The sequence below is a fragment of the Streptomyces sp. P9-2B-2 genome, assembly GCF_030406865.1.
Lineage (GTDB): Bacteria > Actinomycetota > Actinomycetes > Streptomycetales > Streptomycetaceae > Streptomyces > Streptomyces platensis.
In genome coordinates this window covers 1,653,211-1,677,341 of sequence record NZ_CP129126.1, presented here as the reverse complement: position 1 = coordinate 1,677,341, position 24,131 = coordinate 1,653,211, and the positions used below count along the sequence as shown (strand labels likewise).

The window sequence follows — 24,131 nt, the reverse complement described above, 5'->3', positions numbered from 1 at the left end:
ATCACGGCATCGGGAATATGTCTTGAGAGTACGGGGCGGTTTACATTGCGAGCCATTTGTCGATAGCGTCGGCTTAGTCAGCGAGTCGGCTCACGGCAAATGCATCAGTAACGCCATGTCGACCCGATTTTCTCGGCAATAAGGAATCAATGTGAGTGGAACTCTCCCCGAGCCGGCGCCGTTACCTTTCACGCGCCGCCCTGGCTGCCCATTCGATCCACCGGAGGAGCTCGCTCCGCTGCGCGAGCAACACCCGATCAGTCGGATGGCCTATTCCGATGGGCATGTGGGTTGGCTGGTGACTGGCCATGCGCTTGCCCGAGAGGTATTGGCCGACCCGCGGTTCAGCACGCGGCGTGAGCTCATCCATTTCCCGTTCCCTGGCGGGGCAGACATCGTCATGACCCCCGCCCCGGTGGGACACTTCACCGCGATGGACCCGCCCGAGCACACCCGCTATCGGCGGTTGCTGACCGGTCAGTTCACCGTTCGCCGCATGGACCGTCTCACTGCCCGCATCAAGCAGATCACCGCTGAGCACCTGGATGCCATGGAAAAGCAGGGGTCTCCGGTAGATCTCGTGAACGCTTTTGCGTACCCCATCCCCGCGCTGACTATCTGCGAGCTGCTCGGTGTGCCCAGTGTGGACCACGATTTGTTCCAGCGGGAGGCGAAGTTGATGAACTCGCTGGATGCCACCGAGAGTGAGGTGATGGCCGCGGTCACCGCACTTGATGACTACATGCGCGACCTGATCGCATCGAAGCGCGCGAAGCCGACCGATGACCTGCTCAGTGATCTGACCACGACTGATCTCACCGACGATGAACTCGCAGGTATAGGAACCGTCCTGCTGGGGTCGGGCCTCGATTCCACTGCGAACATGATCGCGCTCGGCGTCTTCGCCATGCTGAGCCATCCCGACCAGTTCTCCGCTCTGCGCGCCCACCCGGGCATCGCCGACAACGCTGTCGAGGAACTGCTGCGCTATCTCAGCGTCATTCACACCGGGGCGAAGGCGGCGCTTGAAGACGTAGAGCTGGGCGGGCATCTGATCAGGGCGGGCGACACGGTCACCGTTTCGCTCCACGCCGCCAACCGTGACCCGGAGCGGTTCGCCGACCCCGATACTCTCGACCTGAGGCGCCGTGCCATCGGTCACTTGGCCTTCGGCCATGGCATCCACCAATGCCTCGGCCAGCAACTGGCCCGGGTCGAGATGCGCGTCGCCTATCCCGCCTTGCTGACCCGGTTTCCGACACTGCGCCTGGCTGTCCGGCCTGAGGAGGTGCCGCTGTATATCGGCAGTATTTATGGTGTGCAGCGGCTTCCGGTCGCCTGGGACAAGGCGTAACCGGTGCGCCTCAGAGTGGACCAGGCGCGCTGCTGCAGATCGGGTATGTGCGCATTGATGGCGCCCGAGGTGTTCGATCAGGACCTTGAGGACGGACGGGTGCTGCTGCTGGATCCCACTCCGCCGCCTGCTCTCCATGAGGCGGCACGGCGAGCCATCGAGGTGTGCCCGTGTGAGGCGATCACCGAGGGCGCCGGACCCGGCTGACGTGACGGTCCTCGTGTGGCTCACCCCGCCGGCGCCGTGCCAAGTGGCCATGACTCCCGCGGCTTTCCGGTGTCCATGAGGCTGTCCCGCCGACAGGACATGCGGCCCGAGCTGCGAACGCCTTGCGCGCCGCTGCCTGGACGGCGGAAGCTGAGGCTGGCGCGAGGGCAGTCACGAGCTCGACGGCCACGGTCGTAAATCGGCCCACCGCGCTGATTCCGCTGGCCCTGGGTGTGTCCATACCACCGGCGGGCTGGCAGCGGTCTCGGTTTCCGTTTCGCTGTTTCCGTTTCACTACTTCCATTTCGCAGGAATATCGACACGGACAGCGCCGCGTTGAGAGACTCTCTCAGAGGAATTCTGGGTACCAGCGTCGCAAAAAGAAGTGATCGAAGGATTCAACTGCGTGCGCAGCGGAATTGGCGATGACAGGGGAGATCATGTCCGCACTTGCTGAACGATGGAATTTGGACGAACAGCGGTTCTTCTGGATGTACGGCGACAAAAAACCTGCGCCTGAGCGAGTCGCGTACGACGAAAAAACCGGCTTGTGGAGCGTCCATGGATATTCCGAGGCCCTGCATGTGCTGAACAATCCGCAGCTCTTCTCCTCCGAGACGGGTCGTCTCATCCCGGAGCGGAGTGAGTTCGACGAGGGTACGATCACCCAGCTCGATCCGCCGCGGCATACCGCGCTGCGCAAGCTTGTCTCCCACGCCTTCACGCCGGGGGCGATCAGCGAGCTTGAGCCGCGCATCCACGCCATCGTGGAGGACCTGCTGGCCAAGGTCGATGGCCAGAAGAGTTTCGATCTGGTTGCCGAATTCGCCTACCCCCTGCCGATCACCGTGATCACCGAGTTGCTCGGTGTGCCGGTCAGTGACCACGCCCTGATCAATGGGTGGGTCGACAAGATGCTGAGTGGCACCACGGAGTTCTCGCTGCTCGAACGGGACGACCTCGACAGCGAGATCGTCGATGTCATGGACCAGGCGCGCCACCTCACCGACTACCTGAGGGGACTCGCGAAAGAGCGTCGCATCAGTCCACGGGACGATCTGATCACCAGGCTCGTGGAGGCCGAGGTCGACGGGGAGCGGCTGACCGAGAACGAGATCGCCAACTTCGCGAACGCCATGCTCGTCGCCGGCCACGTCACCACCACGTTGCTGATCGGCAGCACCGTGCTGTGTTTGGACGCCTACCCGGAAGCCGACCGGGCGGTGCGTGCGGACCGTGCCCTGGTCCCTACCCTGCTTGAGGAGTCGCTGCGCTACTTCGCGCCGATCGCGTCGATGGTGCGGGTGACCAACTCCGAGGTCGAACTGTGTGGTGCCACTATCGGGCCCGACCAGATGGTTGGCGTGTGGATCCCTACGGCCAACCGCGACGAGCGGGTCTTCACCGACCCCCACACCTTCGACCCGGCTCGCGAGCCTAATCCGCATCTCGCCTTCGGCCGTGGCGTCCACTTCTGCATCGGAGCGGCAATGGCCAGGCGGGAGAGCAGGATCGCGATGAACGCTCTCTTCGACCGCTTCCCCGAGCTGCGCTCTGACCCGCACGATACGCCCACGTTCATGACCAGCCCCAACCTCAACGGCGTGACCAGGCTTCCGGTCATCGTCGGCTGACCGGATCGCCTCGAGGAGAGCATGATGTACCCGACCAGACTCGACACCCACGCCTACCGGACGGCGGAGCAGTTACTGCGGCACAACCGGGGCAAGCTCGTTCACGGCGGGAAGATCCGGCCGAGGTGGATCGACGGCGGGGCGCGTTTTTGGTACACGGTCGACTCCGGCGAAGGACGGCGGTTCATCCTCGTCGACCCGGCCAAAGGCACACGTGTACTTGCGTTCGATCACGAGCGGCTCGCAGCCGCTCTGGCCGCGGCCTCCGGCCAGGAAGTCGATCCGGCTATGCTGCCGTTTGCCGCGTTTGAGCCGACCGCCGACGGCATGGCATTCCACGCGTTCGGCGAGCGGTGGACCTGCGCACTGGGCGACTACACCTGTGCCAGGACCGAGAGCCTGCCGACCCGTAACGTGCTCGAAGTCGTCGCACCGGATGGCCGCCACGCAGTATTCCGTGACGGGTACGACATCCGAGCGCGGTCGCTGGCCGACTCCAAGGCCTGGCCCCTCACCGACGACGGCACGCACGACCGTGACTACGGCGCCAACCCGGACTACTTCATGTACTCCACGCTGCTGCCGAAGATCGGGATTCCGCATCTGCCACCCGCCGTCGTATGGTCACCGGATTCAACACGCGTGCTCACCCACCGGAGCGACCAGCGTGGCGTCCGCCGGACCCATCTCGTACAGGCCCTGCCCCCGGACGACGGCGCGCCGCAACTGCTGACCCAGCGCTTCGCCTTCCCCGGCGATGAGCGGCTGCCGCTGGCCGAGTTCGTAGTGCTGGACATCGCGGCCCAAAAGGCCGTGCCCGCGCTGGCCGAGCCCGTTGCGATGCCGATGATGTCGCCGATCACCCGGCAGTGGGCATGGTGGGCCAAGGACAGCTCGGCGGTGTACTACCTCAGCTCGACACGGGACACGAAGGTCCTCAGCCTGCAGCGGCTCGACCCGGATTCCGGCGAGGTGCGCACCGTATTCTCGGAGTTGGGCACGACGCGGGTGGAGCCGGCGCAGTTCTTCGCGCAGGCGCCCATGGTCGAGGTGCTGTCGGCGGGGGAGGAGGTGCTGTGGTATTCCCAGCGCGATGGTTGGGGCCACCTCTACCTGTACGGGGCACAGGACGGTGAGCTGCGCGCGCAGGTGACGTCGGGGCCCTGGGCGGTGCGACAGATCCTGCACGTCGATGAAGAGCGGCGCGTGGTGTACTTCCTGGCGTCGGGTCTGGTCGAGGCGGACCCCTATCGCCGGACGGTGTGCCGAGTGGGGCTGGACGGCTCCGGGTTCGCCAAGGTGACCCACGACGATCTCGATCACGTTGTGACGGTGCCGCCGGATCTGGCGTACTTCATCGACTCGGCGTCCACCAATGCCACTGAGCCGGTGATCACGGTGCGCGGATGGGACGGCCGCGTGCTGGTCGAGCTGGAACGGGCCGACATATCAGGGCTGTTGGCGACTGGCTGGAGCGCGCCGGAGCGGTTCCGCGTCACCGCGGCCGACGGTGAGACCGACATCTACGGCATGCTCTACCGGCCCCACGGATTCGATCCGGCCAAACGGTACCCCGTGCTGGACCACCCCTACTGCTTCCCGAACGCCAGCCGCGTCAGTCCCTCGTTCGACCCGGGCTTCTACGGCTACGACGCCGAGGTCCTCGCCGCCCTGGGATTCGTCGTGATCGCCGTCGACGGGCGGGGATCTCCCGGGCGCAGCAAGGCATTTCACGACGCCTCCTACGGCCGGATCGCCGACGCCGTCGGCCTTGCCGACCACGTAGCGGCACTGCGCGAACTGGGCAGAACCCGCCCGTGGATGGATCTCGACCGGATCGGGGCATTCGGGACCTCCGCCGGCGGGTTCGCCACTGTGCGGGCGATGCTGGACTTCCCCGACGTGTTCAAGGCCGGTGTCGCCGAGGGCGGTATGCATGACATCCGCTACGCCGAGCTCGGTATGGCTGAGGCGTACAACGGCCCGTGGGACTCTGCGGCCTACGCCGCAGCGTCCAACGTGGATATCGCGGGCCGGCTCACCGGCAAGCTGCTTTTGGTGCACGGCGGCCTCGACGACAGCGTCTCGCCGGATCAGACGTTGCGTCTGGCTGAACGCCTGATCGCGGCGGACAAGGATTTCGAACTGCTCGTCCTCCCTGGCGCGGATCATGTCTACGTTGGTTACGACCACTACGTCAACCGGCGCAGGTGGGACTTCCTGGTCCGCCACCTCATGGGCGTGGAGCCGCCCGCCGACTACCGGCTCGCGCCCGTTCCGCTGGACATGGACGCCGTCGACGAGATCTTCGGATGACAGGGAGGGAGCCCCATGCGTACTGCGAAGCCCACCCCGTCAGAACTCTGGCTGCGTCCATGCAACACCCCCGTACAGCGGCCCCGCCTACGCCTGGTGTGTCTGCCGCACGCGGGAGGCACGGCTCATTCCTTCCGTTCGTGGGCCGCGCGCCTGCCCGCGGACATCGGTGTGTACGCCGTTCAGTACCCGGGCCGGCAGGACCGCTTCATCGAACCGCTCATCGACGACATGGAGCAGATGGTCGAGCCGATCGTCGCGGCGCTGGAGCCGTTGACCGGTGAACCGCTGGTGATCTTCGGTCACAGTATGGGCGCTTACGTCGCCTACGAGGTGACGGCCGAACTGGAGCGCCGACATGGTCAGGTGGTCGATCTCCTCGCGGTCTCCGGTGCTTCCCCGCCCCATCACAAAGGGGAAGCGCAGATTCACAAACTGAGTGACGCCGAGCTGATCGCGGACCTCAAACGGGTCAACGCTTCCTTGATGGATCTGTTGGCACAGCCGGATCTTGTCGAGGTGCTGCTGCCGATGATCCGCGCCGACTACCGGTTGAGCGAGCGGTATGAACGCCTTGACCCCGTTCCGGTGAAAGCGGAGTTGGTGGCTGTCGGCGGAACCGCCGACTCTGAGGTCGACCGCGGCGGGCTGGAGGCGTGGTCGGCGTTCGCCGCCGACCGTTTCGAAGTGATCGAGCTGCCGGGCGGCCACTTCTACCTCTTCGATGACGAAGCCGCCGTGACCGGGGTGCTCGCCGCGCGCCTGCCGGGCGCGGCGTACCGCCCGATGGGCGGGTAACCGGCCGGCGTTGCCGCAGTCGGAATCAGGTGTCCTGGCGACGGGACGGTCACGAGCGGGGACACGTCGGTGGACGGGCCGGTCATTCGACGCTGAGAGAAAACACCCACCAACAGCCTTCCATCAATGTCACCCACCAACTGTGAATGGAATCCGTGGTGTTGCCGGGTACCTGTCTGCACCGAATCTTCAAGGAACGCTCGCGTGCTGCTCCGGAACGGATCGCACTGTCAACGGAGAACGAGAGGATTTCCTACCTGGAGCTTGATGAGCGGAGCGATCTTTTGGCCGCTCGGCTCGCTGAGTTGGGCGTGCGGCCAAATATCCTCGTCGGGTTGTGCGCGTACCGAAGTCCGGAAGCCATCGTGGGAATGCTTGGTATTCTGAAGGCGGGCGGCGCCTATGTGCCGATAGACCCCGACTATCCGCCGGAACGTATCGACTATCTGCTGGCCGACTGCGCGGCGCCGATCGTGGTGGCCGCGGCGGACACAGCGGAGTTGATGGCCGGTCGCCATCCGGCGATGGTGTGGATCGAAGGGGGCGACGTTTCCGTCGACCCGGATGCCGCCGCACTGGAATGCGGCGGGCCGTCGACCGAGGCGGCAGGACACGACCTGGCCTATGTCATTTACACATCAGGTTCGACCGGAGCACCCAAAGGGGTCGCCGTCGAACACCGTAATGCGGTGCGGCTCTTCGAACAGACCCAACTGTGGTACGAATTCGACCACCGGGACACCTGGACGCTTTTCCACTCCATCAGCTTCGACTTCTCGGTGTGGGAGATCTGGGGCGCACTGTTGTACGGCGGACGGCTGGTGCTGCTGCCCGAGACGGTCTCGCGTTCACCCGCACTGCTGATCTCGCTGCTGCGCTCCGAGCGGGTTACCGTCCTGAACCAGACGCCCTCGGCGTTCCACCAGCTGCTCACTGTCATGTCATCCGGCGGGAACAGCACGTCCGGCCTGGCGCTGCGGCTGGTGGTCTTCGGTGGGGAGCGGCTGGACCCGCGGATGCTGGCACCGTGGATCGACCGGCACGGGGATCAGCGGCCGGCCCTGGTCAACATGTACGGGATCACCGAGACCACGGTGCACTGCACCTACCGGCGGATCACCGCGTCGGACCTGGACGAGGGCGGCGACAGTCCCATCGGCGTGCCATTGCCCGACCTGCGGGTCCATGTGCTGGACGGCAACGGCAATCCCGTGCCGGACGGCATGCCCGGTGAGATGTGCATTGCCGGCGACGGGCTGGCCCGCGGCTATCTGAACCGACCGGAGCTCACCGAGGAGCGGTTTGTGTCCCCTAAGGCCGAGCTGGGTGAGGAGCGGCTTTATCGGTCCGGTGACCGGGCCATGCGGTTGCCCGGCGGCGAGCTGGTTTACCTCGGGCGGATGGATAGCCAGCTGAAGGTCCGCGGGTATCGAATCGAGCCCGGCGAGATAGAGGAATGCCTCTCACATGTCCCGGATATCACGGGAGTTGTTGTCACATCCCGAGATTTCGGGGATGGTGATGTCCGGCTGGTTGCCTACTTGCTTCCTGCTCGCACATCGGATTTCAGCGAGCAGGCCACTTCCCGCCTTGTCGCCGCGGCGGAGGGGCATGCGCGAACAGCTTTGCCGAGACATCTTCGGCCTTCCGTATACAGAGTCGTCTCGGAAATTCCTATGACGCTACAGGGAAAGGTGAATCGTGATGCGCTTGGAAAGTGACCCCGTCGCCAGACGGAGGGCCGACGTGATGACGGCGCCGTCCGGAATCGGTGGATCCGTATCCGAAATCCGGCAGTCGATCGGCGAGATCGTCCGGACCGTGCTGGAAAGGAAAGGGATCGACCCGGCCGTCGACCTGTTCGATCAAGGCGCCACGTCGCTGGCGTTCATCCGGATCGTGGCGCAGGTGAATGAGAGGTACGACACCACGGTCGATGTCACAGCGCTGGAGGAAGCGAGTGTCGATTCCTTGTCGGCGCTCGTGGATGCACAGATCAAGAGCGAAGAACCGCTTACGGTGAGGGATTGACGATGACGGACACGGTGGAAAAGAGCTTCACTCCTACCCCGGAAGAAGTCGCCAGGTTTCACGAGCGCGGCTACATGGGACCGTTCAAGGTGTACGAAGTCGAGGAGATGAAGCGGCTCTGGCGGCGTGAGCGGCTCCAGTTGATGGACCGCAGCAGGGCCGTCTACGAAGAGGGCGACGCGCAGGCGGGTAACACCAACATCGCGAACTACGACCGCCATCTCGACTCCAGCTTCCTGGCCGACCACATCTGCCGGCCGGAGATCGTGGACCGGGTGACCGCCGTACTCGGGCCGAACGCGCTCTGCTGGCGCTCGGAGTTCTTCCCGAAGTACCCGGGTGACGAAGGGACGGACTGGCACCAGGCCGACACGTTCGCCTTCGCGTCCGGCAAACCGCAGATCGTGTGGCCGGAGTCCGAGAAGGAATTCGGCGGGACGATCACGGTGTGGACGGCGTTCACCGAGGCCTCCGAGGAAACAGGCTGCCTGCAGTTCATACCTGGGACGCAGCGCACGATGTACTACGACGAGACGAAGAAGATGCACTACCAGCCGGGCAAGATCAATAACCAGGACAAGGACGGTGTCTCGCGCGGCTTCTACGGCTACGACTACCGGGAGCTGCAGAAGGACCCCGACTGGAAGCCCGACGAGGACCAGGCAGTATCCATGGTCATGAAGCCGGGCGAGGCGGTCATGTTCTGGTCCACGATGATGCACGCGTCGAAGCCGCACTCGGCGATGGACAAGCAGATGCGGCTGGGTTTCGCCGGCCGGTATGTGCCGACCTCGGTGGAGATCTATCCGGATACCGATGATGTCGACGAGTACGGCGGCCGGGTGAGCCTGAGCGAGTACGGTGCGGTCCTCGTGGCGGGCGTCGACAACTACACCCACAACCGAAAGGTGACCTCGACCACGAGGGGTCACAAGTTCCCCGTCCGGTGACCTTGTTGACCTGATAGGAGGTCGTCGAATGCTGGGACGGGACACGAGAGGGGCGGTTGCTCGGCTTGCGGGGTCCGTGCTGTCGGTGAAACCGCTCATCGCGGGTCTGGCCGCACCGGTCCGGGTCGTGCCGGTAGCCCGTGATGCCGCTGTTTCCCCCGCCGACTGGTCGGCCGGGGAGTGGCGCGCACTGCGCGGACTGCTGAACCGGGTCGCCCGGCGTGCCGGGGTCACGGGACTGACGTTGACCCGCAATGAGGTGTTCGACGACCTCCAGGTGTTCGAACGAGTGGTGAGCGAGCGGTTGGCGCTCGCGGACTGGATGAACTCCGCTGCGGCGGTGCCGGTGGACCGCCTAGGTGAGGTGGACCAGGTTGTCGCCGAGACCCTGGCCGACAGTTTCGACGTGTTCTCCCACAAAGAAGCCATCACCTCCGTCGACGGGGTGCCACTGAACGTGTACGCCGCGGGGCAGGCCGACGAAGCCGTAGTCCTCGTGCCCGCCTGCGGCATGCCGGCCGCGCTGGCGGAATCCTGGGTACGTTTTCTCGCCCGCGATCGCCGCGTGCTGACCTGGGAGAGCCGGGGGCTGTTCGACGCGGCCGACCATGGCGGCGACTACAGCATCGACATCGGCGCGCAGGCCGCCGATCTGTTCACAGTGATGGACCACTACGGCGTCACCAGCGCGCATGTGGTCGGCCTCTGCGGCGGTGCGGTCATCGCGCTTGCGGCAGCGGCGGAACAGTCGGGAAGAGTCTCTTCGCTGAGTCTGTGGCACGGCGCTTATGAATTCACCGACGGGGGCATGAAGACAAAACATCAGGAGGGGCTGATCGAGTTGATGACCTCGGCCGCCCGCAGCCGTGCTGCCGCGCGGGCAGTGCATGCCGCCTTCTGCCAGGCCATGCTCACCAGCACGCCCGCTGATGTGGCCCATCTTGTGCTGTACCCGTATGCGAGCCCGGAACTCCTCTACCGGTATTGCCGGCTCAACACCGGGATCACCAGCACCGATGTCGGACCGTATCTCGCCAAGGTGAAGCAGCCCACGCTGGTGGTCACCAGCCAGGACGACGACATCGCCCATCCGGCCGGTTCGCAACAGGTGGCCGCGGGTCTGTCGAACGGACACCTTCGGGTGGAGGACCACGGTGACCACATCTCGCTGTTCAACGCAGACGAGAAGCTACTGCGGGTGGCGGCGGACTTCATGGCACAGCACTGAACCAGGACAGTCTGACCTGGAGTGACATCAGTGGCGGCACCGGACCGACCGCCAACCTCTCTATGGCCAAGAGTTGCTGACTCCCCAACAGCACGCCAGTTCATTGATGCCGACCGGGGGGCTGGGAGCTGTGTCTGCCCAAAGGACCTTCGCGCGCAGGGTGCTGCGCGGAAGCTGGTGCGTACGAGTGGCCGTCGGCCTCCGGGAACCAGTACGGGACAGGAGACGACCCGTTGAAGCACATGCTGAGCACGTTGGACCGAACGCCGCGCGCGGCTCGGCGCTGCAGTTGGCTGAGTCCGGGCCGAACCCGGCGGAGCTGCACCAGATTTTCGAGGCTGCGGTGCAGGCATCCGACCACCGCCTGTGTCGCCCCTGGTCGTTCATCCTGATCCCACCGGAGCTCGCCGCCGCGTTCGCAGACGTGCTGGCCTCGGCGTACATGCGTCGCTGCCAGGAAACCGGCGTACCGGTCAGCCTGCAGCGGTGCGCGCGGGAAAGCGCCAAGGCGTTCCGCGCGCCGGTCTTCCTCGTCGTCGCCTGCCGGCCCCTGCTCGATGTGCCCGTCCCGGCACACGAAACGGTGGCGGCTGTCCCCGCGGCCACCCAGAACCTGCTGCTCGCTGCGACCGCGCTCGGGTTCCGCTCGAAATGGGTGACCGGCCCCTCCTGCGACGGATCCGGCAGTCAAGCGGGCACTGGATCTCGGCGAGAGGGACAGCATCGTCGGCTTCGTCCACCTGGGAACGGTGCCTGAAGCTGCCCGGCAACCGCCCGGGCGCGCGTGGCAGCCGTCCATTTCGGTCCGGTCCTGGGAGCTTGACGAGAGCCACCTGCCCGAGTTGCTTCCGATGTCCTCAGTGGAGAAAGGATGCCGTCGATGAGTGTGGGCGGTGTTGTGCTGTTTCTGGCTCATGTGGCCGCATGTCTGGCGGTCGTTCTTGCGCTGGCATGGTTCGGCCGTGCGGTGGCCAGGTGGCTCCGGCAGCCGGAGGTAATCGGCGAGATTACCGGGGGCCTGCTCGCCGGGCCCGCCCTCCATGGGCTAGTCGGCGCGGACGCGTTCGGCCTGCTCTTGCCCGACAACGTGCTGGGCGCACTGAAGCTCCTCGGCGAGGCCGGGCTCGCGCTGTTTCTGGTGGGACTCACTCATGAACTGCGCGCCGGGCCGTCCGGGCGCGGCCGCCGTGCGGTGTCCTGGATCGTGTTCGGAGCGATGGTGCCCTCGCTGTTCGCCGGCACGCTGCTGGCCGGCTGGGTGCTGCTGGTCGACGACCCAGCGCTGCGCGGAACGGCGCCGCTGCCCGCGTTCGTGCTGTTCCTCGCGGTGGCGCTGTCTATAACCGCGGTGCCGGTGCTGGCGCGCATCATGGCGGACCGGGGCCTGACGACCTCCCCCGCAGGGCGGCTGGCCCTCACCGGCGCGATCGTTCTCGACGGCGTGGGCTGGGTGCTGCTGTCCATCGTGGTAGGGCTCGACACCGGCAGCGCGGCCGGCTCTCTGCGGGTGCTGGCAATCATGGCCGCGGCGGTTGTCGGGGTGTTGCTACTCAGAGGTGTCTTGCGCACCGAGTTCGCCGTCGCGTCGATGACCCGGTTCCCGCGTCTGGCAGCCGCTGTCGTCGGCGTCGCCGCGATCGCTGCGGCCCTGACGACGGAGCGGCTCGGCCTGTCGATGATCTTCGGTGCGGCCCTGTTCGGCCTCGCGATTCCCGCCGACGCATCGCCGGACCGGTCCGCGGTGGTGCCCCGTGTGACCGGGGTAGGCCAACTGCTCGTGCCAGTGTTCTTCGTCGTCACGGGTGTCACCGTGCTCACCACCGGGCTCGGTTCGGCGCCCTGGGCGCTGCTGGTCCTGAGCACCGTGCTGGGCGTCCTCGGAAAGATCGGCGGCGGCTATCTCGGGGCACGCCTGGGCGGGGAATCCCGCTCGACGGCCGCGCGCGTGGGCATCCTGCTGAACACACGCGGGCTCACCGAGCTGATCGTCCTTCAGGTCGGCCACAGCGCCGGAATCGTGACGGCGCCGATGTTCCTGGCGCTCGTCGTGATGGCCCTCAGCACCACCGCCCTCACTGGACCCCTGCTGTCGCTGCTCGACCGGGCTCACGACCGCACGAGCGGCGCGCGCGCCCGTCCGCGTCGGGTGGCCGCCCCGGCGGGGAAGTAGTCTGCGCTTCCTTTCCCCGCTGGGCGGGGCCCTGCCGCGGATCTCGCCGCCGGGCCCGACCGGGTACGACAGCCACCGGCGCGTTGGACCAGCCGACCTGCAGGTGGCCGAAGCCCCCGGAGGCCGTCGGTCCGGTCCGGCCGCCAGCCCTGGGACCTCCCTTGAACCGCGTGCTGTGTGGCGTACGCATCTGGCGTCCGCCCCGCGCACGGGCCCTTACGCGAGCGCCTGGAGACCGGGGTCGCTACAGCGCCTGCCGAGACTTTGGAACGCGTATGCGGCGGACACCAGAGTCATGTGGTGGTGCCAGCCCGGGAAGGAACGGCCTTCGAAGTCGAGGAGGCCGACGGACCGCTCCATGTTGGAGACGGCCGAGGCGGTGGCATCTGCCAGAGTCGTGAGTGAGACGGCCTGTGCGAGGGCCCGCTCGGGGAAAGTTGTGATCCATATGGAGTCGGGGCGGTTGTCCGGGCCGCACTCGGCGAAGAGCTGGTACGGCTGGCCAGAGGGCGAACCGGAGGAGTCCGACAGGCGGACCGGCAAGGAGACAATACGGGCGCGCCGTTGCTTCCCGTCCGCTGCGCTGGTGAGGATGACGTCACGCGTCGTCCCGGAGGAGAGGCAGGCCTTGGCGTTGAGGAGAGGCGGGGTGCTCGGACCGCGTCCGCTGGGGAGGACTTTGACGTGTTGCGGCACTGCGATGACTAACGAGTGACCGTGCTGGTTGAGTGCGTCGATCAGGGACCGGACATGGGGATCGTCGCTCATATCGGCCACGAGGGGGGCGGATGCGGTGCGCTCGGCCAGCGTCTTCACCAGGCCGAGGGCATGTGCCCACAGCGGGCGATAGTGCTCGGCGTCCGGAATGCGCGCGCGTTGGCGTAACTGGCGGTCATTGAACCAGGACTTGGGCAGGAACAGGCGCCAGTCGACGGGCAGGTGCGTGGTGCCGATGTGCAAGAACAGGCCAATCCCCACTTGGCAGTTGAGTGTGCGGCCGGAGATCGGGTCGAAATAGCGGTGTACGCCGACGGTCTGCTCGCCGCGCTTGGGGAGGAGCGCACGGCCGATCGACCATGCGGGGGCGGAACCGTGTCCTGCGACCCATCTGGTGAGCTCTCGCAGGACCGGATTCCAGTCCCACGGGCTGAGATTCACGAACTGGCGCAACGACTGCACGGTCGTGGGCGAGGCGGAGACGGTATGGGCCAAGCGGCGAATGGACTTCTTGCCGGGAGTGGCAAGGAGAGCGGTCAGATACTTTTTAGCCAACCTGTGCTGGTCGGCTCTCGGCAGATGTCCGAAAAGCTGCGAGGTGAATTTGCTGAACGCGGCATCATCGGCTATGGAGACCGATTCTGCTTTAGTTGACCCGTTAACTGTGCAAAGTAACACTACATCCCCCGGATCCCCGCGTGGCGACAGTCGTCGGGCAGAGTAGCCCGGATCCACTCATCGCCCCCAGGTTTTGGCGAGTTATTAACGCCAACTCGCGGACCTTTGTAGCCGGCGGCAGGGTCTCGGGGTCGGATGCGTCATGTCGCGCTCCGGGTGCAGGTGAATGCTTAAAGTGATCGACATGTGCAAGTCGCGGCGGTTGCCGTTTAACTCCTTGCAGTGGCTGCCGACTTCGACTCAAATCGATGATCACACATCGGGGCAACGGCGGTTCGGGGTGCTGCCGTTAATCGGCGTGAGTCGCTGGTGGGCGGTTGCCGGGCAGATATCCCCTTGGCTTCGCAATTCCTTTGTGGTCCCCGGCGTTGGTGCATACCGTTGGCCGCCCGATATCTAGCGCCATGTGGGAACGGCCGATTCCGTGCTTGTTGAGTTTTCCTGAAAGGTCTTGACTCTTCGTCGTCTGCTCGAATCTTCTTCAGGGGGAGGCATTTAATGAATGCGACCAGTGGCGTGCACCCCGTCAGGGCTGTGCAGCCTCCCAGGCCCGGACCTGGGCAAGGACAGCGCAGACCGGGGGGCGACGCATCGCGGAGCGCCGAGGTGCTGACGACGCGAGTGGGATTGCAGATGCCGCCCGATCTGAGCTTCGAGGACTGGGAGCGGGCCGGACGCCGGCTCTCGGGCGTCCTGGACTCATCCTCGTGGTGGCTCGGTGACTGGCTCGTATACGGGAAGGATAACTATGTCGACCGATACCAGCGCGGTATCCGGGCCGCCGGCCTCAAGTATCAGACGCTGCGCAACTACGCCTGGGTCTCACGTCGGTTCGGACTGAGTCGACGGCGGGCGGGGTTGAGTTTCCAGCACCATGCTGAAGTCGCATCGCGCCCCGTCGACGAGCAGGAATGGTGGCTCGACCGCGCCGAAGAGTTGAGCTGGACCACTAAGCAGCTCCGGAACTCCATCCGGGACACCGGTGACGGTGGCCCGGGCGACCAAACGCGTCCCGCTGTGACCCGCCGCCTGGCGGTTCCGGGCAGTCGTCTCGAGCACTGGCGTAAAGCTGCACAGCATGCGGGAATTGAATTCGAAAAATGGGTTTGGGCGACGCTCGACAACGAAGCTGAGCGTGCTCTGGAGCATGTGGAGGAAGGGTTAGGGATCAGTGCCTGACGGGGTGATGAGCGTGCATCTGGACAGCGTGGGCTCGTAAGGCAGATCGTCGAAAGGATTGATTCCTTATGTTTGTTCCCGATTCATACCGCGCACCAGACAGTACATGGATGGTCGACCTGGTCCGCCGCAACCCCTTAGCGCTGCTCGTGACCAACGGTAGCGTGACCGACGGTCCATTCGCGACGCATCTTCCTGTTATTCAGGACCCGCAGATCGCCGATGAATGGATGGCCGACATGTCAGGGGCCAAACTCCTCGGCCATATGAACAGGCGCAATCCGCACTGGGGGGCGCTCAAAACGGGTGACGTCGTGCTGCTGACTTTCACCGGCCCGCACGCTTACGTATCCCCGACGATTTACCGCAAGACACCGGCCGCTCCCACATGGAACTTCACATCGGTGCATGTGCACGGCGTGGTGGAGAAGATCGATTCACTCGAAGAGACCCTGGGCGTGGTGAAGTCCACGGTACGGGCTTTTGAGGCCGAACTCGGAACTGGATGGGATATGTCCGAATCGATCGACTATTTTCGCAAGATAGTGCCTGGTGTCGGCGCATTCCGGGTCACGGTGTCCAAGGCCGAGGGGATGTTCAAGCTCAGTCAGGAGCAGGAGCCCGACGTCCGCGACCGCGTGCAGGATGCCTTCGCCAGGCGAGAGTGCGGCCGACACCGTGAGACGGCCCAGCTCATGAGCAAACTGCCCTGAACACGACTCCGGTGCCGAAGTAGCCGCCGGCGGCGATGGTGCCGACAGCGGCCTTCACGTTGGATTCGGCCCAGTCCCGGCTGTCGTCGCGGTTACCCACCGTGCAATGGGACCGGCTGGCCTTCGGCGTCAAGGAGTCCGTCTATCAGGCATGGTTCCCGCTGGCCCGCTGCTGGCTAGGGTTCCTCGACGCCGCCCTCACCATCCACCCGCTGCGGCGCACCTTCCACGCCCGCCCGTTCGATGCCGGGCACGTGCTCGACGGACGGCTCATTACGGCTATGACCGGACGCTGGTCCGTCGAGGGCTGCCTGATCGTCACTTCGGTGGCCGTCGAGGCACCGGTGACCGCACTCCCGCACGGTGGCGCTGTGACCGCCGTTCCGCGCACCTCGACCATCTGCCGCTTATGAAGGGACCAGCCATGACAGAAACCTCTGCCCGCACCGTGGGCGAGGCGCGCGAGGCGGCGCCCCGGCGCCTGCTGATGTGCCCGCCCCGATACTTCGACGTGAGGTACAGCATCAATCCCTGGATGGACCCGGCGAAGCCAGTCGACGCCGGTGCGGCACTCCTACAGTGGGAGCAGTTACGGGACTTGTATGTGTCACTCGGCCACACCGTCGAACTGATCGAGCCCGACGAGGACCTGCCGGACATGGTCTTCGCCGCCAACGGCGCCACCGTAGTGGACGGCAAGGTCTTTGGCTCCCGCTTCCGGCATCTGGAGCGGACCGTGGAGGGCCCCGCCTATCTGCGGTGGTTCACCGACAATGGCTTCCGGGACGTGCTGTGGCCGGAGTATGTCAATGAGGGCGAGGGCGATTACCTGCTGGCGGGCCGGACGCTGTTGGCGGGCACCGGCTTCCGTACCGACCAACGCTCGCACGCCGAGGCGCAGGAGTTCTTCGGGGTGCCGGTGGTCGGACTGACCCTGGTCGACCCCCGCTACTACCACCTGGACACGGCGCTGTGTGTGCTCGCGCCCGACGAGGTCATGTACAATCCGGCCGCGTTCACGCCGGGCAGTCGCGCCGTGCTCCGGGAGATGTTCCCGGACGCGATCCTGGCCTGTGCGGAGGATGCGGCGGTGTTCGGCCTCAATGCCTTCAGCGACGGCCGGAACGTAGTCCTGCCCGAGGCCGCGCGCTCCCTCGCCGCACGGTTGCGGGAGCGCGGCTTCAACCCCGTCGGGGTGGAACTGCCAGAACTCCTCAAGGCGGGCGGCGGCGCCAAGTGCTGCACCCTCGAACTGCACCAACTGCACCCTGCTTCGGGCCGTGTGGTCACAGCGCCCGCGGACACCGGTGGCATGGCGCGCTAGGCGGACAGCACTGCTCACCTGACGGGTGGAAAACGATCACATTCCTCGCGGGAAGCGATCCTGGTGTGCCGTGGGCTGTTCCGACCAGCGCGTTTCGTCGGTTCCCCCTGGCGGCGGGGCTTGAGCTTGGAGCGGATGCTCTCGATGTTCTTCGGCTGGAAGCCGAGGTCCAGTGCTTGGCACAGGTCGCGGGCACGTAGGGGCGCACCCCGCAAGGTGCGGGGACCACCGCTCCTTCGCAAACATCGCGATGTTGTACGGGGGAACACCCCCGCCGACGCGGGGGTCAGGTGATGACGGTAACCACGAGGCCGGTGACCAAGAGAGGCGCTCGCTGGTGTCCCCACTCCCAGGGGCGCAGTCGTCCTCGCCTCCGGCAACGGCACGGGGGTGCATCTTTGGGGCCTGCTGACCGGGTGGGCTTGATCCGCTTTGACGGACATCAGAGATCAGGGGTTCTGCCCCGGGAGGATGTCCATCATGGAGAGCATGGGGAAGAAGAAGCCTCGGCCTCGCCGTTCGTTCACGCCGGAGTTCAAGGCCGAGATCGTCGAGCTGTGCCGGCGCGGTGACCGCTCGGTCGGTCAGATTGCCAAGGACTTCGATCTGACCGAGACGGCAGTACGGCTGTGGGTCAGCCAGGCCGAGGTCGACGCGGGCGAGCGCGAAGGCCTGACCAGCAGCGAACGCGAGGAACTGGCCGCGCTGCGGCGAGAGAACCGCCGACTGCGCGAGGACGTCGACATCCTCAAGCGAGCCACGGCTTTCTTCGCGAAGGAGACCCGGTGACGGTGCACCCGTTCATCGAGGCGGAGAAGCAGAGCGGCCACAACGTCAAGCGAGCGTGTGAACTGCTGAAGGTCTCCAGAACCGCCTTCTACGCCCGCCGCACCAGTACTCCCGGCCCGCGGGCAGCCCGCGACGCCGAGCTGACCGAACAGATCACGCAAGTCCATGAGCACTCGCGCGGCACCTACGGCTCCCCACGTATCCACGCCGCACTGAAGCGTGAGGGCTCCGGATGCGGCCGTCGCCGCGTCGCCCGGCTGATGCGGGCCGCCGGGCTGCAGGGCCGGCACCGCAGACGGCGGCACCCGACCACGATCCCCGATCCACGAGCTGCCGTGCGGCCCGACCTCGTTGTCCGGGACTTCCGGCCCGACGCAGCGGCCCTCGACGCTCGCTGGTGCGGCGACATCACGTACATCCCGACCGAGGAGGGCTGGCTCTACCTGGCCACTGTCATCGACATCGCCTCGCGCCGGGTGGTGGGCTGGGCGACAGCCGATCACCTGCGGACCGATCTGGTCGCCGATGCTCTGAAGGCCGCCTGCCGGCAGCGTCGCCCCACCCGTCCGGTGATCTTCCACTCCGATCGCGGGTGCCAGTACACCAGTCAGCAATTCGCCTCCCTGGCTGACCAGTTCGGCATCCGGCTGTCGGTCGGCCGCACCGGCCAGTGCTGGGACAACGCGCTCGCCGAGTCGTTCTTCGCCACTATCAAGCGAGAGTTGCTCGGCACTGCCGCCTGGCCCAGCCGGGCCGCCGCCCGCACCGCGATCTTTGATTTCATCGAGGGCTGGTACAACTTGCACCGACTACACAGCAGCCTCGGCTACCGCAGTCCCGCCGAATATGAGACCGCACTCGCAGCCTGACCACCACACCAATGGTGTCCGTCAAAGCGGAACAAGCTCAAGGTACCACGTGCGTCGGGAAGCATCGCGCCTGCCGCGAAGAGACCAACCCCGCACGTGCGGGGAGCAGGACCAGGCCCCAAGGGGGAACAGCTGGGGCTGGGCCAACCCCGCGGGTGCGGGGACCAGAGGCCGCGACCTTGCGGATTCCGGACGGCACGCTGCCTGGAGCCATGGGCAGTCATGACTGGTCCCCGCGCGAGGGACGGCGTTGGATCCGGCGTAACACACATTGAGGCGCGAGCATGTCGAGGCTGTGGGCTGTCGGCGCATCCACCCGCCGGTGCCGGAAGTCAGCACCGATCCAGCACAACGCCCCCGAACGGACCGGAAGGGACGGCAGCGGAAGTCAGCACGAACTCAGCACGGCCTGGCTTGGGCTCGTTCGCAGTGAACGAGCCCAAGCCGTTGACCTGTATGTTTGCCATCGGAGCCGACGTCTGTTACCGCTCTGCATTCCAGTTCGAGAACATTTGGCTGCGGACCAAGCGCCACGACGCAAACGGCCAGGTCAAGAGCGGTTCGGGAGGGGTCTGTTACCTCTACTTCCCGGCTAAGCCAGCACCAACTCAGCACCGGGTACTCGCGGAGCTGGGAATCCGCTGAGCATGTGCACCCCGAAGGTGGCCCGGTGACCTGACGGCCGGCAGCGCTCGCCGCCGTCGAGGGTGAGGTGGCCGTAGCGGTCCACCGTGATCTTGATCGAGCTGTGGCCCATCCATCGCGACACCTCATGGATGGGCACACCGTTGCTCAGGGTCACGGTGGCCCACTTGTGCCGCAGGTCGTGCGGGTTGTAGCCGGGAAGCCCGAGGCGTTTCAGTGCCCGGTCCCAGGATTTACGGAAAAGGTCGGGGTAGATCATGCCTCCGGCCTGATTTCGAATGGGCAGCCGTTCGGCAAGCGGCTCCAGGGTGGCGGGCGCCGGTATATCACGCTATTCGCCCTCTTTCCGATGCTTCAAGGGGGCGTAGAGGGCAACGTACTTACGCCGGGCCTGCACAACAACAAGCAGGGCCTCAGTCCTGACCCGGACGACCCCCGCCTGTGGCTTCCAGGAAGCGGCCTGCCCGCCTCCTGGAATCCCGTCAGCATCATCCGCATGAAATTGCGCGCAAGCCGAGATGCCACGACTCGTCTCCGTCATTGAGAAGCTGAAGAACGGCACCACCAAGCCGCTCAAGACCTCCAGCGACCTCTACTACCCGGAAGACGGTCCCGAGGGGCATCCGTGGTTCCTGTTCACCGAGCCCCGCAACTACGGCAAGAAGCGCCACGGACAGTGGAAGACCCGCTGGCGTGCCGACCCGGGCAAGGCGTCAAAGAACGCTGACGAGCGCAAGGAGAACGAACTCAACTCCCCCTGGTACAGCATGACCACTCGCGAAATCACTCCGATGTACACGCGCGACGGGTACGAGCGCGAGGCCCTCGCCGTCGCCGCAGCCCGACTCAGCCACCAGGCGCTCTCGTGGTCCGATCGAACCCGTTACCCCGCGCCACTTCACGCCGCACTCCAAATGGACCTCGGCCAACCGCAGTTCCGCCGCTCCGAACCCAAGGACGCAGAGAGCCTCGAGATCCTCAGGGAAGCACGCGGAGGCGACGCGTAGGCTGCCGTCCTCCCAGCCGTTGAGGGCACGATCACGGACGATCGCGCGAGATGAGAAGTGGGGCCAGCGGCCGGGAGGTATCCCGGCCTCTGGCCCCACTTCGAGTCCGCCGACAGCGGGAGTCAAACTGCACGCGGCACCTTGCCGAGGGCCCCCTTCAGTTGCGTATCGACAAGGCTGGGGGCTCCCGAGACGACGACCAAGACGTCACCGACACGGATAGCCGTCTGCTTGATGACACTGCGCTGCCCACCGGACGAGACGCCGAAGAGCTCTGGGGCGGCTCAGGACGGCATGGCACCGTTGAGGTACTCCTGCACCGGCTCGAACAATCCGTAGGGCACGTACTCCGGGATGTCACCGTGGGCGACCCAAGCAAGTTCGGCCAGCTCTTCGGTGTCCGCTACATGAGCTGTGCCGCCCAGCATCTGGCAGGCGGTGTACGACATCAGGCGGCCCGTCTTCGGGTGGACGCGCTCGCCGAGCAGCTTGACCGCCATCACGGTCAGCCCTGTCTCCTCCTGGGCCTCCCGTACGGCGGCGTCCTCGCGTTCCTCGCCGGGCTCGACCTCGCCGGCCGGAAACTGCCAGGAGAGCTGTCCCTCGCTCACCCGGCGGCGGACCATGAGCACACGGCCCTCGTGAACGACGATGGTGGCGGCGATACCCGACCGCTCGTCCGTGTTCTGCTGCGTCACGTCTGCTTCTCCAGGACGGCCAGGACGGGTGGGAAGATCGTATCGACGGAGATGAAGCGGGTCACCGCGTTGCTGGGGACCCACATCACGTCGATGTTCTCGGCCGCGTCGCTGTTGGTGGCCTCGCCGGCCAGGTACTCACATCGGAAGTACTCGCACAGCACGCCGGTCGCAGGCGGTTCCCGAGGTGCTTCCGTACTGCGCAGTGGACCCCAGTCTTGTCCAACGTCTCGCGCACCGTGGTGGTCTCTGCCTTGCCTCCTGGCTTGAGCGCATCAGCATGGCCATCGAACTTCCTGTTTCAGTCCGGTGAGCCCCCCGAAATGGGGCTCACCGAAATTGCCCTGGGTGTAGAGCCGAGTGCGGAGGACTGTGGCGAGCGCTCTGTGGATCTCCTGCATTGCCCTGTCGTGAACTCCGGGGCGTGGCCCTACTGCGGTGTGCGGTACGGAGGAAGTACCCGTACCTGCCCACCCCGCTCAGCGATCCATGCCTCGAGTTCGGTGCCGGCCAGTTCTCGGGACGATTCGCCACTGAAGACGGTGACCGGCCCGAATACGGTGCCTGTCAAGCCACGCATCACCGTGGAGTCGTCGGCCTTGATCTCGAAGATGTTCTCGTCAAGGACGGCATCCGTCAGGTCCGCGCCCCTCATGTCGGTGTCGATCAGCGAAGCACCGAGGAACCTCGTTGTGCGGAAGCTCGCTCCCGACGCATCGGTACCGTACAGCGAAGCCCCGACCATGTCCGTCCCGTTGAGCCGCGCCGTTCGGAGCACGGCCTCGTCCAGGTTCGCCTTGACGAGATCCGCTCCGGTCAGATCCGCCCCGGTCGGATCCGCCGACTGAAGGTCGGCCCGGTAGAAGGACGCGCCGACAAGTCGCACGCCCACGAGGACCGCATCGGTGAACCACGCGTTTGAGAAGTCCCCACCCGAGAGGTCGGCGCCCCGGAAGTCGCGCTCCATGCCATTGAGGTTATATTCCTCCGAGGCGAGCCATTCCTGCAGTTGCCGCGTGGCTTCCGGATCGGCCGGGAGCGCAGTCGGCTTCCAGTTCTTATGGGTACCAGATGACACGATCTCCCCAACCACGGCTTTCGACGACATCCTTGATGCTGTCGATTGCCGCTTGATTTGCGTTCCGAACGTCGACAATAACTATACGTCCACGTTTTTCGATCTGCTTCGCCAGCTGCTTGTTGACCCAAGCCTCGTTATTGGCCGGGTCGTACGCACCCTTGAACGGCTGAGACTTGTCACGCACGTTGTTGAAGGGGGGATAGTCGGAGTGGACGCCCTTGATGTCATAGTACTCGCCGGTGGATTCGGAATAGAATTCACCCTTGTCGGCCAGCTCCGGGCGACGGATATCCGCCGGGAGGCGGCCACTCTCCCGCCGACGCCCGGGGGGCGCCCAGTACACGGCGAATCGGCACAGCTTCCGCGTGTAGATGCTCACCAGAGAGCATCTACTCCTCGTCCAGAGCGTCGAGCGTACCCGCATCAAGCAAAGTCAGCGGCTCGGCCGCGACATGCTCATCCCACGTCGCCAACCGAACGCGACTGGCCACAAAATCGATGAACCCATTCTCGATCCAGAACCCTCCGCCCCTCTCAAAGAGCAAGATCAACGGCTCGAACGGGTCCGGCAGATCGGGAAACTTCGCGAGCGATTCTTCTGAAAGCGACGTCCAATTCAAGGCAGCGCGACAGACCCTGCCTACAAGCAAGCTACTTGCATGTTCGGACAGGAATTCGTCAAGGCGGCTCGCGACTTCTTCGTCGGCGCACACCAACGGGTCGACCCGTTGTGCAATGTCGAAGAAGGGCCAGCGGTCCGACTGTGCTACGTCAAAGAACGGGCGATGCTCTTCTTTTTGGAGTTCCTGGACCCAGAGTGCCGATCGGCGAAGATACTCGCGCATCAACCAAGCGCGAGATGTCCCGTGCTCGAAGCTGTCTTCAGCGGCGTGCCAGTTGATGGCGATGATTCGTTCCACCAAGGCATTCGCACGTCCATTGCTCATGGCAACTCAAAACCCTTCTTCGCCGCTTCTACCAGGATGTCCAGGTTGGATAGATCGTCGGCGAGAGTGAAGTTAGGAATCTCCAGCCCCATCTTGGGCCAGAGGACTAGGGTACCCTTCGCGGTGGGCGGGGCGCCTCGAAAAGAAATCGGCGCCACATCGTGCGCGCCTAGGTGTCCATTGGACCAATCGCGATTGTCCGCCCAGGCCGACGGGTGACCGGATGTGAAGGGCGCCCCTGCCTCCAGAAGCCGACTTTCCACGTACTCGTGAATCAGCAACCCGCGGAAGGATCCCTCCATATCCTTCAAGGTTCCCTTTTCTGCCCGAGTCCACAGATCGGCAATTTTATCGTATGCGGTAAAGTAGACACCCGGCTTGAAGCCCTCGGGGCCGGGGCCGTTGTAGATGTCATGCTTTTCTAGGAAGAGGTTGCTCTTGGCTCGCTCCACCACTGCCGGGTCAATTCCATAATTCTCTGCGATTCTGGGTACATCGTCCGTCGTCGCACGGATGCGCTCGTATGCCGCAACCGCATCTTCGTCAGGCTTGAGCGCATAGTTGACCGGTTCATCGTTGTAGGTGCCCCAATTCTCCGATTCATCGGCACCGTGCGGGCCCGTGGGCTGGTCAGGCGCCTCTTCGTGCGGCAGACGTGTATCCGTGTGCTCATGACCAGGTGCACCAGTTGGACCGCTATCAACATGTTCACTGTGCGGAAGGCCCTGGCCAGGATGCTGCACGTCATGGCTGCCCTGGTGCGGAACGCTCGGGCCGTGGCCACTGCCTGAAGGCG

General features: G+C 65.3%; 24 protein-coding genes and 4 pseudogenes. 19 read left to right on the top strand and 9 right to left on the bottom strand.

All coding sequences use genetic code 11. The annotated features are described in order from the left end of the window. Positions 1-151: 151 nt before the first annotated feature. From QT196_RS07200 to QT196_RS07150, 11 genes are all read left to right on the top strand, one after another. Positions 152-1,354, top strand: a complete 1,203-nt coding sequence (locus QT196_RS07200; RefSeq protein WP_290354604.1) for a cytochrome P450 — start codon at positions 152-154, stop codon at positions 1,352-1,354. Between the two features lie 3 nt (positions 1,355-1,357). Then, entirely contained in the window at positions 1,358-1,561 is a 204-nt protein-coding gene (locus QT196_RS07195; protein WP_290354603.1) for a ferredoxin, read from the top strand. A 440-nt stretch (positions 1,562-2,001) separates the two neighbouring features. Continuing rightward, positions 2,002-3,195 (top strand): cytochrome P450, encoded by a 1,194-nt coding sequence (locus QT196_RS07190; protein WP_290354601.1) that lies wholly within the window; start codon positions 2,002-2,004, stop codon positions 3,193-3,195. 24 nt (positions 3,196-3,219) lie between these two features. After that, on the top strand, positions 3,220-5,511 hold the full coding sequence (locus QT196_RS07185) for a prolyl oligopeptidase family serine peptidase (RefSeq protein ID WP_290354600.1): 2,292 nt from the start codon (positions 3,220-3,222) through the stop codon (positions 5,509-5,511). 15 nt (positions 5,512-5,526) lie between these two features. Further along, a complete protein-coding gene (locus QT196_RS07180) occupies positions 5,527-6,309 on the top strand; it encodes an alpha/beta fold hydrolase (protein WP_290354598.1) in 783 nt (260 codons plus the stop codon). A gap of 146 nt (positions 6,310-6,455) precedes the next feature. Next, the gene (locus tag QT196_RS07175; RefSeq protein ID WP_290354597.1) at positions 6,456-8,030 is read left to right on the top strand and encodes an amino acid adenylation domain-containing protein; all 1,575 of its coding nucleotides are present in this window, start codon (positions 6,456-6,458) and stop codon (positions 8,028-8,030) included. A 28-nt stretch (positions 8,031-8,058) separates the two neighbouring features. Beyond that, positions 8,059-8,340, top strand: a complete 282-nt coding sequence (locus tag QT196_RS07170; RefSeq protein WP_290356619.1) for an acyl carrier protein — start codon at positions 8,059-8,061, stop codon at positions 8,338-8,340. A 2-nt stretch (positions 8,341-8,342) separates the two neighbouring features. Beyond that, positions 8,343-9,290, top strand: a complete 948-nt coding sequence (locus QT196_RS07165) for a chlorinating enzyme (RefSeq protein ID WP_290354595.1) — start codon at positions 8,343-8,345, stop codon at positions 9,288-9,290. A gap of 85 nt (positions 9,291-9,375) precedes the next feature. After that, a complete protein-coding gene (locus QT196_RS07160; protein ID WP_290354593.1) occupies positions 9,376-10,518 on the top strand; it encodes an alpha/beta hydrolase in 1,143 nt (380 codons plus the stop codon). A 289-nt stretch (positions 10,519-10,807) separates the two neighbouring features. Next, positions 10,808-11,275, top strand: a complete 468-nt coding sequence (locus QT196_RS07155) for a nitroreductase family protein (RefSeq protein WP_290354591.1) — start codon at positions 10,808-10,810, stop codon at positions 11,273-11,275. Between the two features lie 123 nt (positions 11,276-11,398). Further along, on the top strand, positions 11,399-12,688 hold the full coding sequence (locus QT196_RS07150) for a cation:proton antiporter (protein WP_290354590.1): 1,290 nt from the start codon (positions 11,399-11,401) through the stop codon (positions 12,686-12,688). Between the two features lie 216 nt (positions 12,689-12,904). Here QT196_RS07150 and QT196_RS07145 read toward each other — a convergent pair whose 3' ends face one another. Continuing rightward, complete coding sequence (locus QT196_RS07145) at positions 12,905-14,083, bottom strand: transposase (RefSeq protein ID WP_290354589.1); 1,179 nt, start codon at positions 14,081-14,083, stop codon at positions 12,905-12,907. A gap of 606 nt (positions 14,084-14,689) precedes the next feature. Here QT196_RS07145 and QT196_RS07140 point away from each other — a divergent pair. Then, positions 14,690-15,262, top strand: coding sequence for an LmbU family transcriptional regulator (locus QT196_RS07140; RefSeq protein ID WP_290354587.1), 573 nt, complete (start codon positions 14,690-14,692; stop codon positions 15,260-15,262). A gap of 68 nt (positions 15,263-15,330) precedes the next feature. Beyond that, a complete protein-coding gene (locus QT196_RS07135) occupies positions 15,331-15,975 on the top strand; it encodes an FMN-binding negative transcriptional regulator (protein ID WP_290354586.1) in 645 nt (214 codons plus the stop codon). A 1-nt stretch (position 15,976) separates the two neighbouring features. Here the strand turns inward: QT196_RS07135 and QT196_RS07130 are convergent. Beyond that, positions 15,977-16,072, bottom strand: a pseudogene (locus QT196_RS07130) (IS5/IS1182 family transposase); the annotation flags it as partial. A gap of 4 nt (positions 16,073-16,076) precedes the next feature. On the opposite strand from QT196_RS07130, the gene QT196_RS07125 reads away from it, so the two are divergent. The 5 genes and pseudogenes from QT196_RS07125 to QT196_RS07105 form a co-directional block, all read left to right on the top strand. Further along, positions 16,077-16,388, top strand: a complete 312-nt coding sequence (locus tag QT196_RS07125) for a hypothetical protein (protein WP_290354583.1) — start codon at positions 16,077-16,079, stop codon at positions 16,386-16,388. A gap of 11 nt (positions 16,389-16,399) precedes the next feature. Further along, positions 16,400-17,299, top strand: coding sequence for a dimethylargininase (gene ddaH, locus QT196_RS07120; protein ID WP_290354582.1), 900 nt, complete (start codon positions 16,400-16,402; stop codon positions 17,297-17,299). Between the two features lie 471 nt (positions 17,300-17,770). Next, positions 17,771-18,067: pseudogene (locus QT196_RS07115) on the top strand (transposase); the annotation flags it as partial. Positions 18,068-18,084: 17 nt separating this feature from the next. Continuing rightward, positions 18,085-18,957, top strand: coding sequence for an IS3 family transposase (locus QT196_RS07110; RefSeq protein ID WP_266735137.1), 873 nt, complete (start codon positions 18,085-18,087; stop codon positions 18,955-18,957). A 498-nt stretch (positions 18,958-19,455) separates the two neighbouring features. Further along, positions 19,456-19,602: pseudogene (locus QT196_RS07105) on the top strand (peptidase C39 family protein); the annotation flags it as partial. On the opposite strand, the gene QT196_RS07100 reads toward QT196_RS07105, so the two are convergent. Further along, positions 19,550-19,861, bottom strand: a complete 312-nt coding sequence (locus QT196_RS07100; RefSeq protein ID WP_266736215.1) for a tyrosine-type recombinase/integrase — start codon at positions 19,859-19,861, stop codon at positions 19,550-19,552. The pseudogene QT196_RS07105 and the gene QT196_RS07100 overlap by 53 nt on opposite strands. A 259-nt stretch (positions 19,862-20,120) precedes the next feature. Between QT196_RS07100 and QT196_RS07095 the strand changes: the two genes are divergently transcribed. After that, positions 20,121-20,609: an RNaseH domain-containing protein gene (locus tag QT196_RS07095; protein WP_290354581.1), complete on the top strand. Its 489-nt coding sequence runs from the start codon at positions 20,121-20,123 to the stop codon at positions 20,607-20,609. A 284-nt stretch (positions 20,610-20,893) separates the two neighbouring features. On the opposite strand, the gene QT196_RS07090 is transcribed toward QT196_RS07095, so the two are convergent. The 6 genes and pseudogenes from QT196_RS07090 to QT196_RS07065 all read right to left on the bottom strand — a co-directional run bounded on the left by QT196_RS07090 (position 20,894) and on the right by QT196_RS07065 (position 24,078). Continuing rightward, positions 20,894-21,307 (bottom strand): NUDIX hydrolase, encoded by a 414-nt coding sequence (locus tag QT196_RS07090; protein ID WP_290354580.1) that lies wholly within the window; start codon positions 21,305-21,307, stop codon positions 20,894-20,896. Continuing rightward, a pseudogene (locus tag QT196_RS07085) lies at positions 21,304-21,578 on the bottom strand (NUDIX hydrolase); the annotation flags it as partial. The pseudogene QT196_RS07085 and the gene QT196_RS07090, both read right to left, overlap by 4 nt. 159 nt (positions 21,579-21,737) lie before the next feature. Next, positions 21,738-22,415 carry a pentapeptide repeat-containing protein gene (locus QT196_RS07080; RefSeq protein WP_290354579.1) on the bottom strand — a complete coding sequence of 226 codons (678 nt, stop codon included), beginning with the start codon at positions 22,413-22,415 and terminating at the stop codon, positions 21,738-21,740. Beyond that, the gene (locus tag QT196_RS07075) at positions 22,366-22,767 is read right to left on the bottom strand and encodes a hypothetical protein (RefSeq protein WP_290354578.1); all 402 of its coding nucleotides are present in this window, start codon (positions 22,765-22,767) and stop codon (positions 22,366-22,368) included. The genes QT196_RS07080 and QT196_RS07075 overlap by 50 nt, the downstream gene beginning before the upstream one ends. A 10-nt stretch (positions 22,768-22,777) precedes the next feature. After that, positions 22,778-23,335 carry a hypothetical protein gene (locus QT196_RS07070; protein WP_290354577.1) on the bottom strand — a complete coding sequence of 186 codons (558 nt, stop codon included), beginning with the start codon at positions 23,333-23,335 and terminating at the stop codon, positions 22,778-22,780. Further along, the gene (locus tag QT196_RS07065; protein WP_290354575.1) at positions 23,332-24,078 is read right to left on the bottom strand and encodes a hypothetical protein; all 747 of its coding nucleotides are present in this window, start codon (positions 24,076-24,078) and stop codon (positions 23,332-23,334) included. The genes QT196_RS07070 and QT196_RS07065 overlap by 4 nt, the downstream gene beginning before the upstream one ends. Between the last annotated feature and the right edge of the window lie 53 nt (positions 24,079-24,131).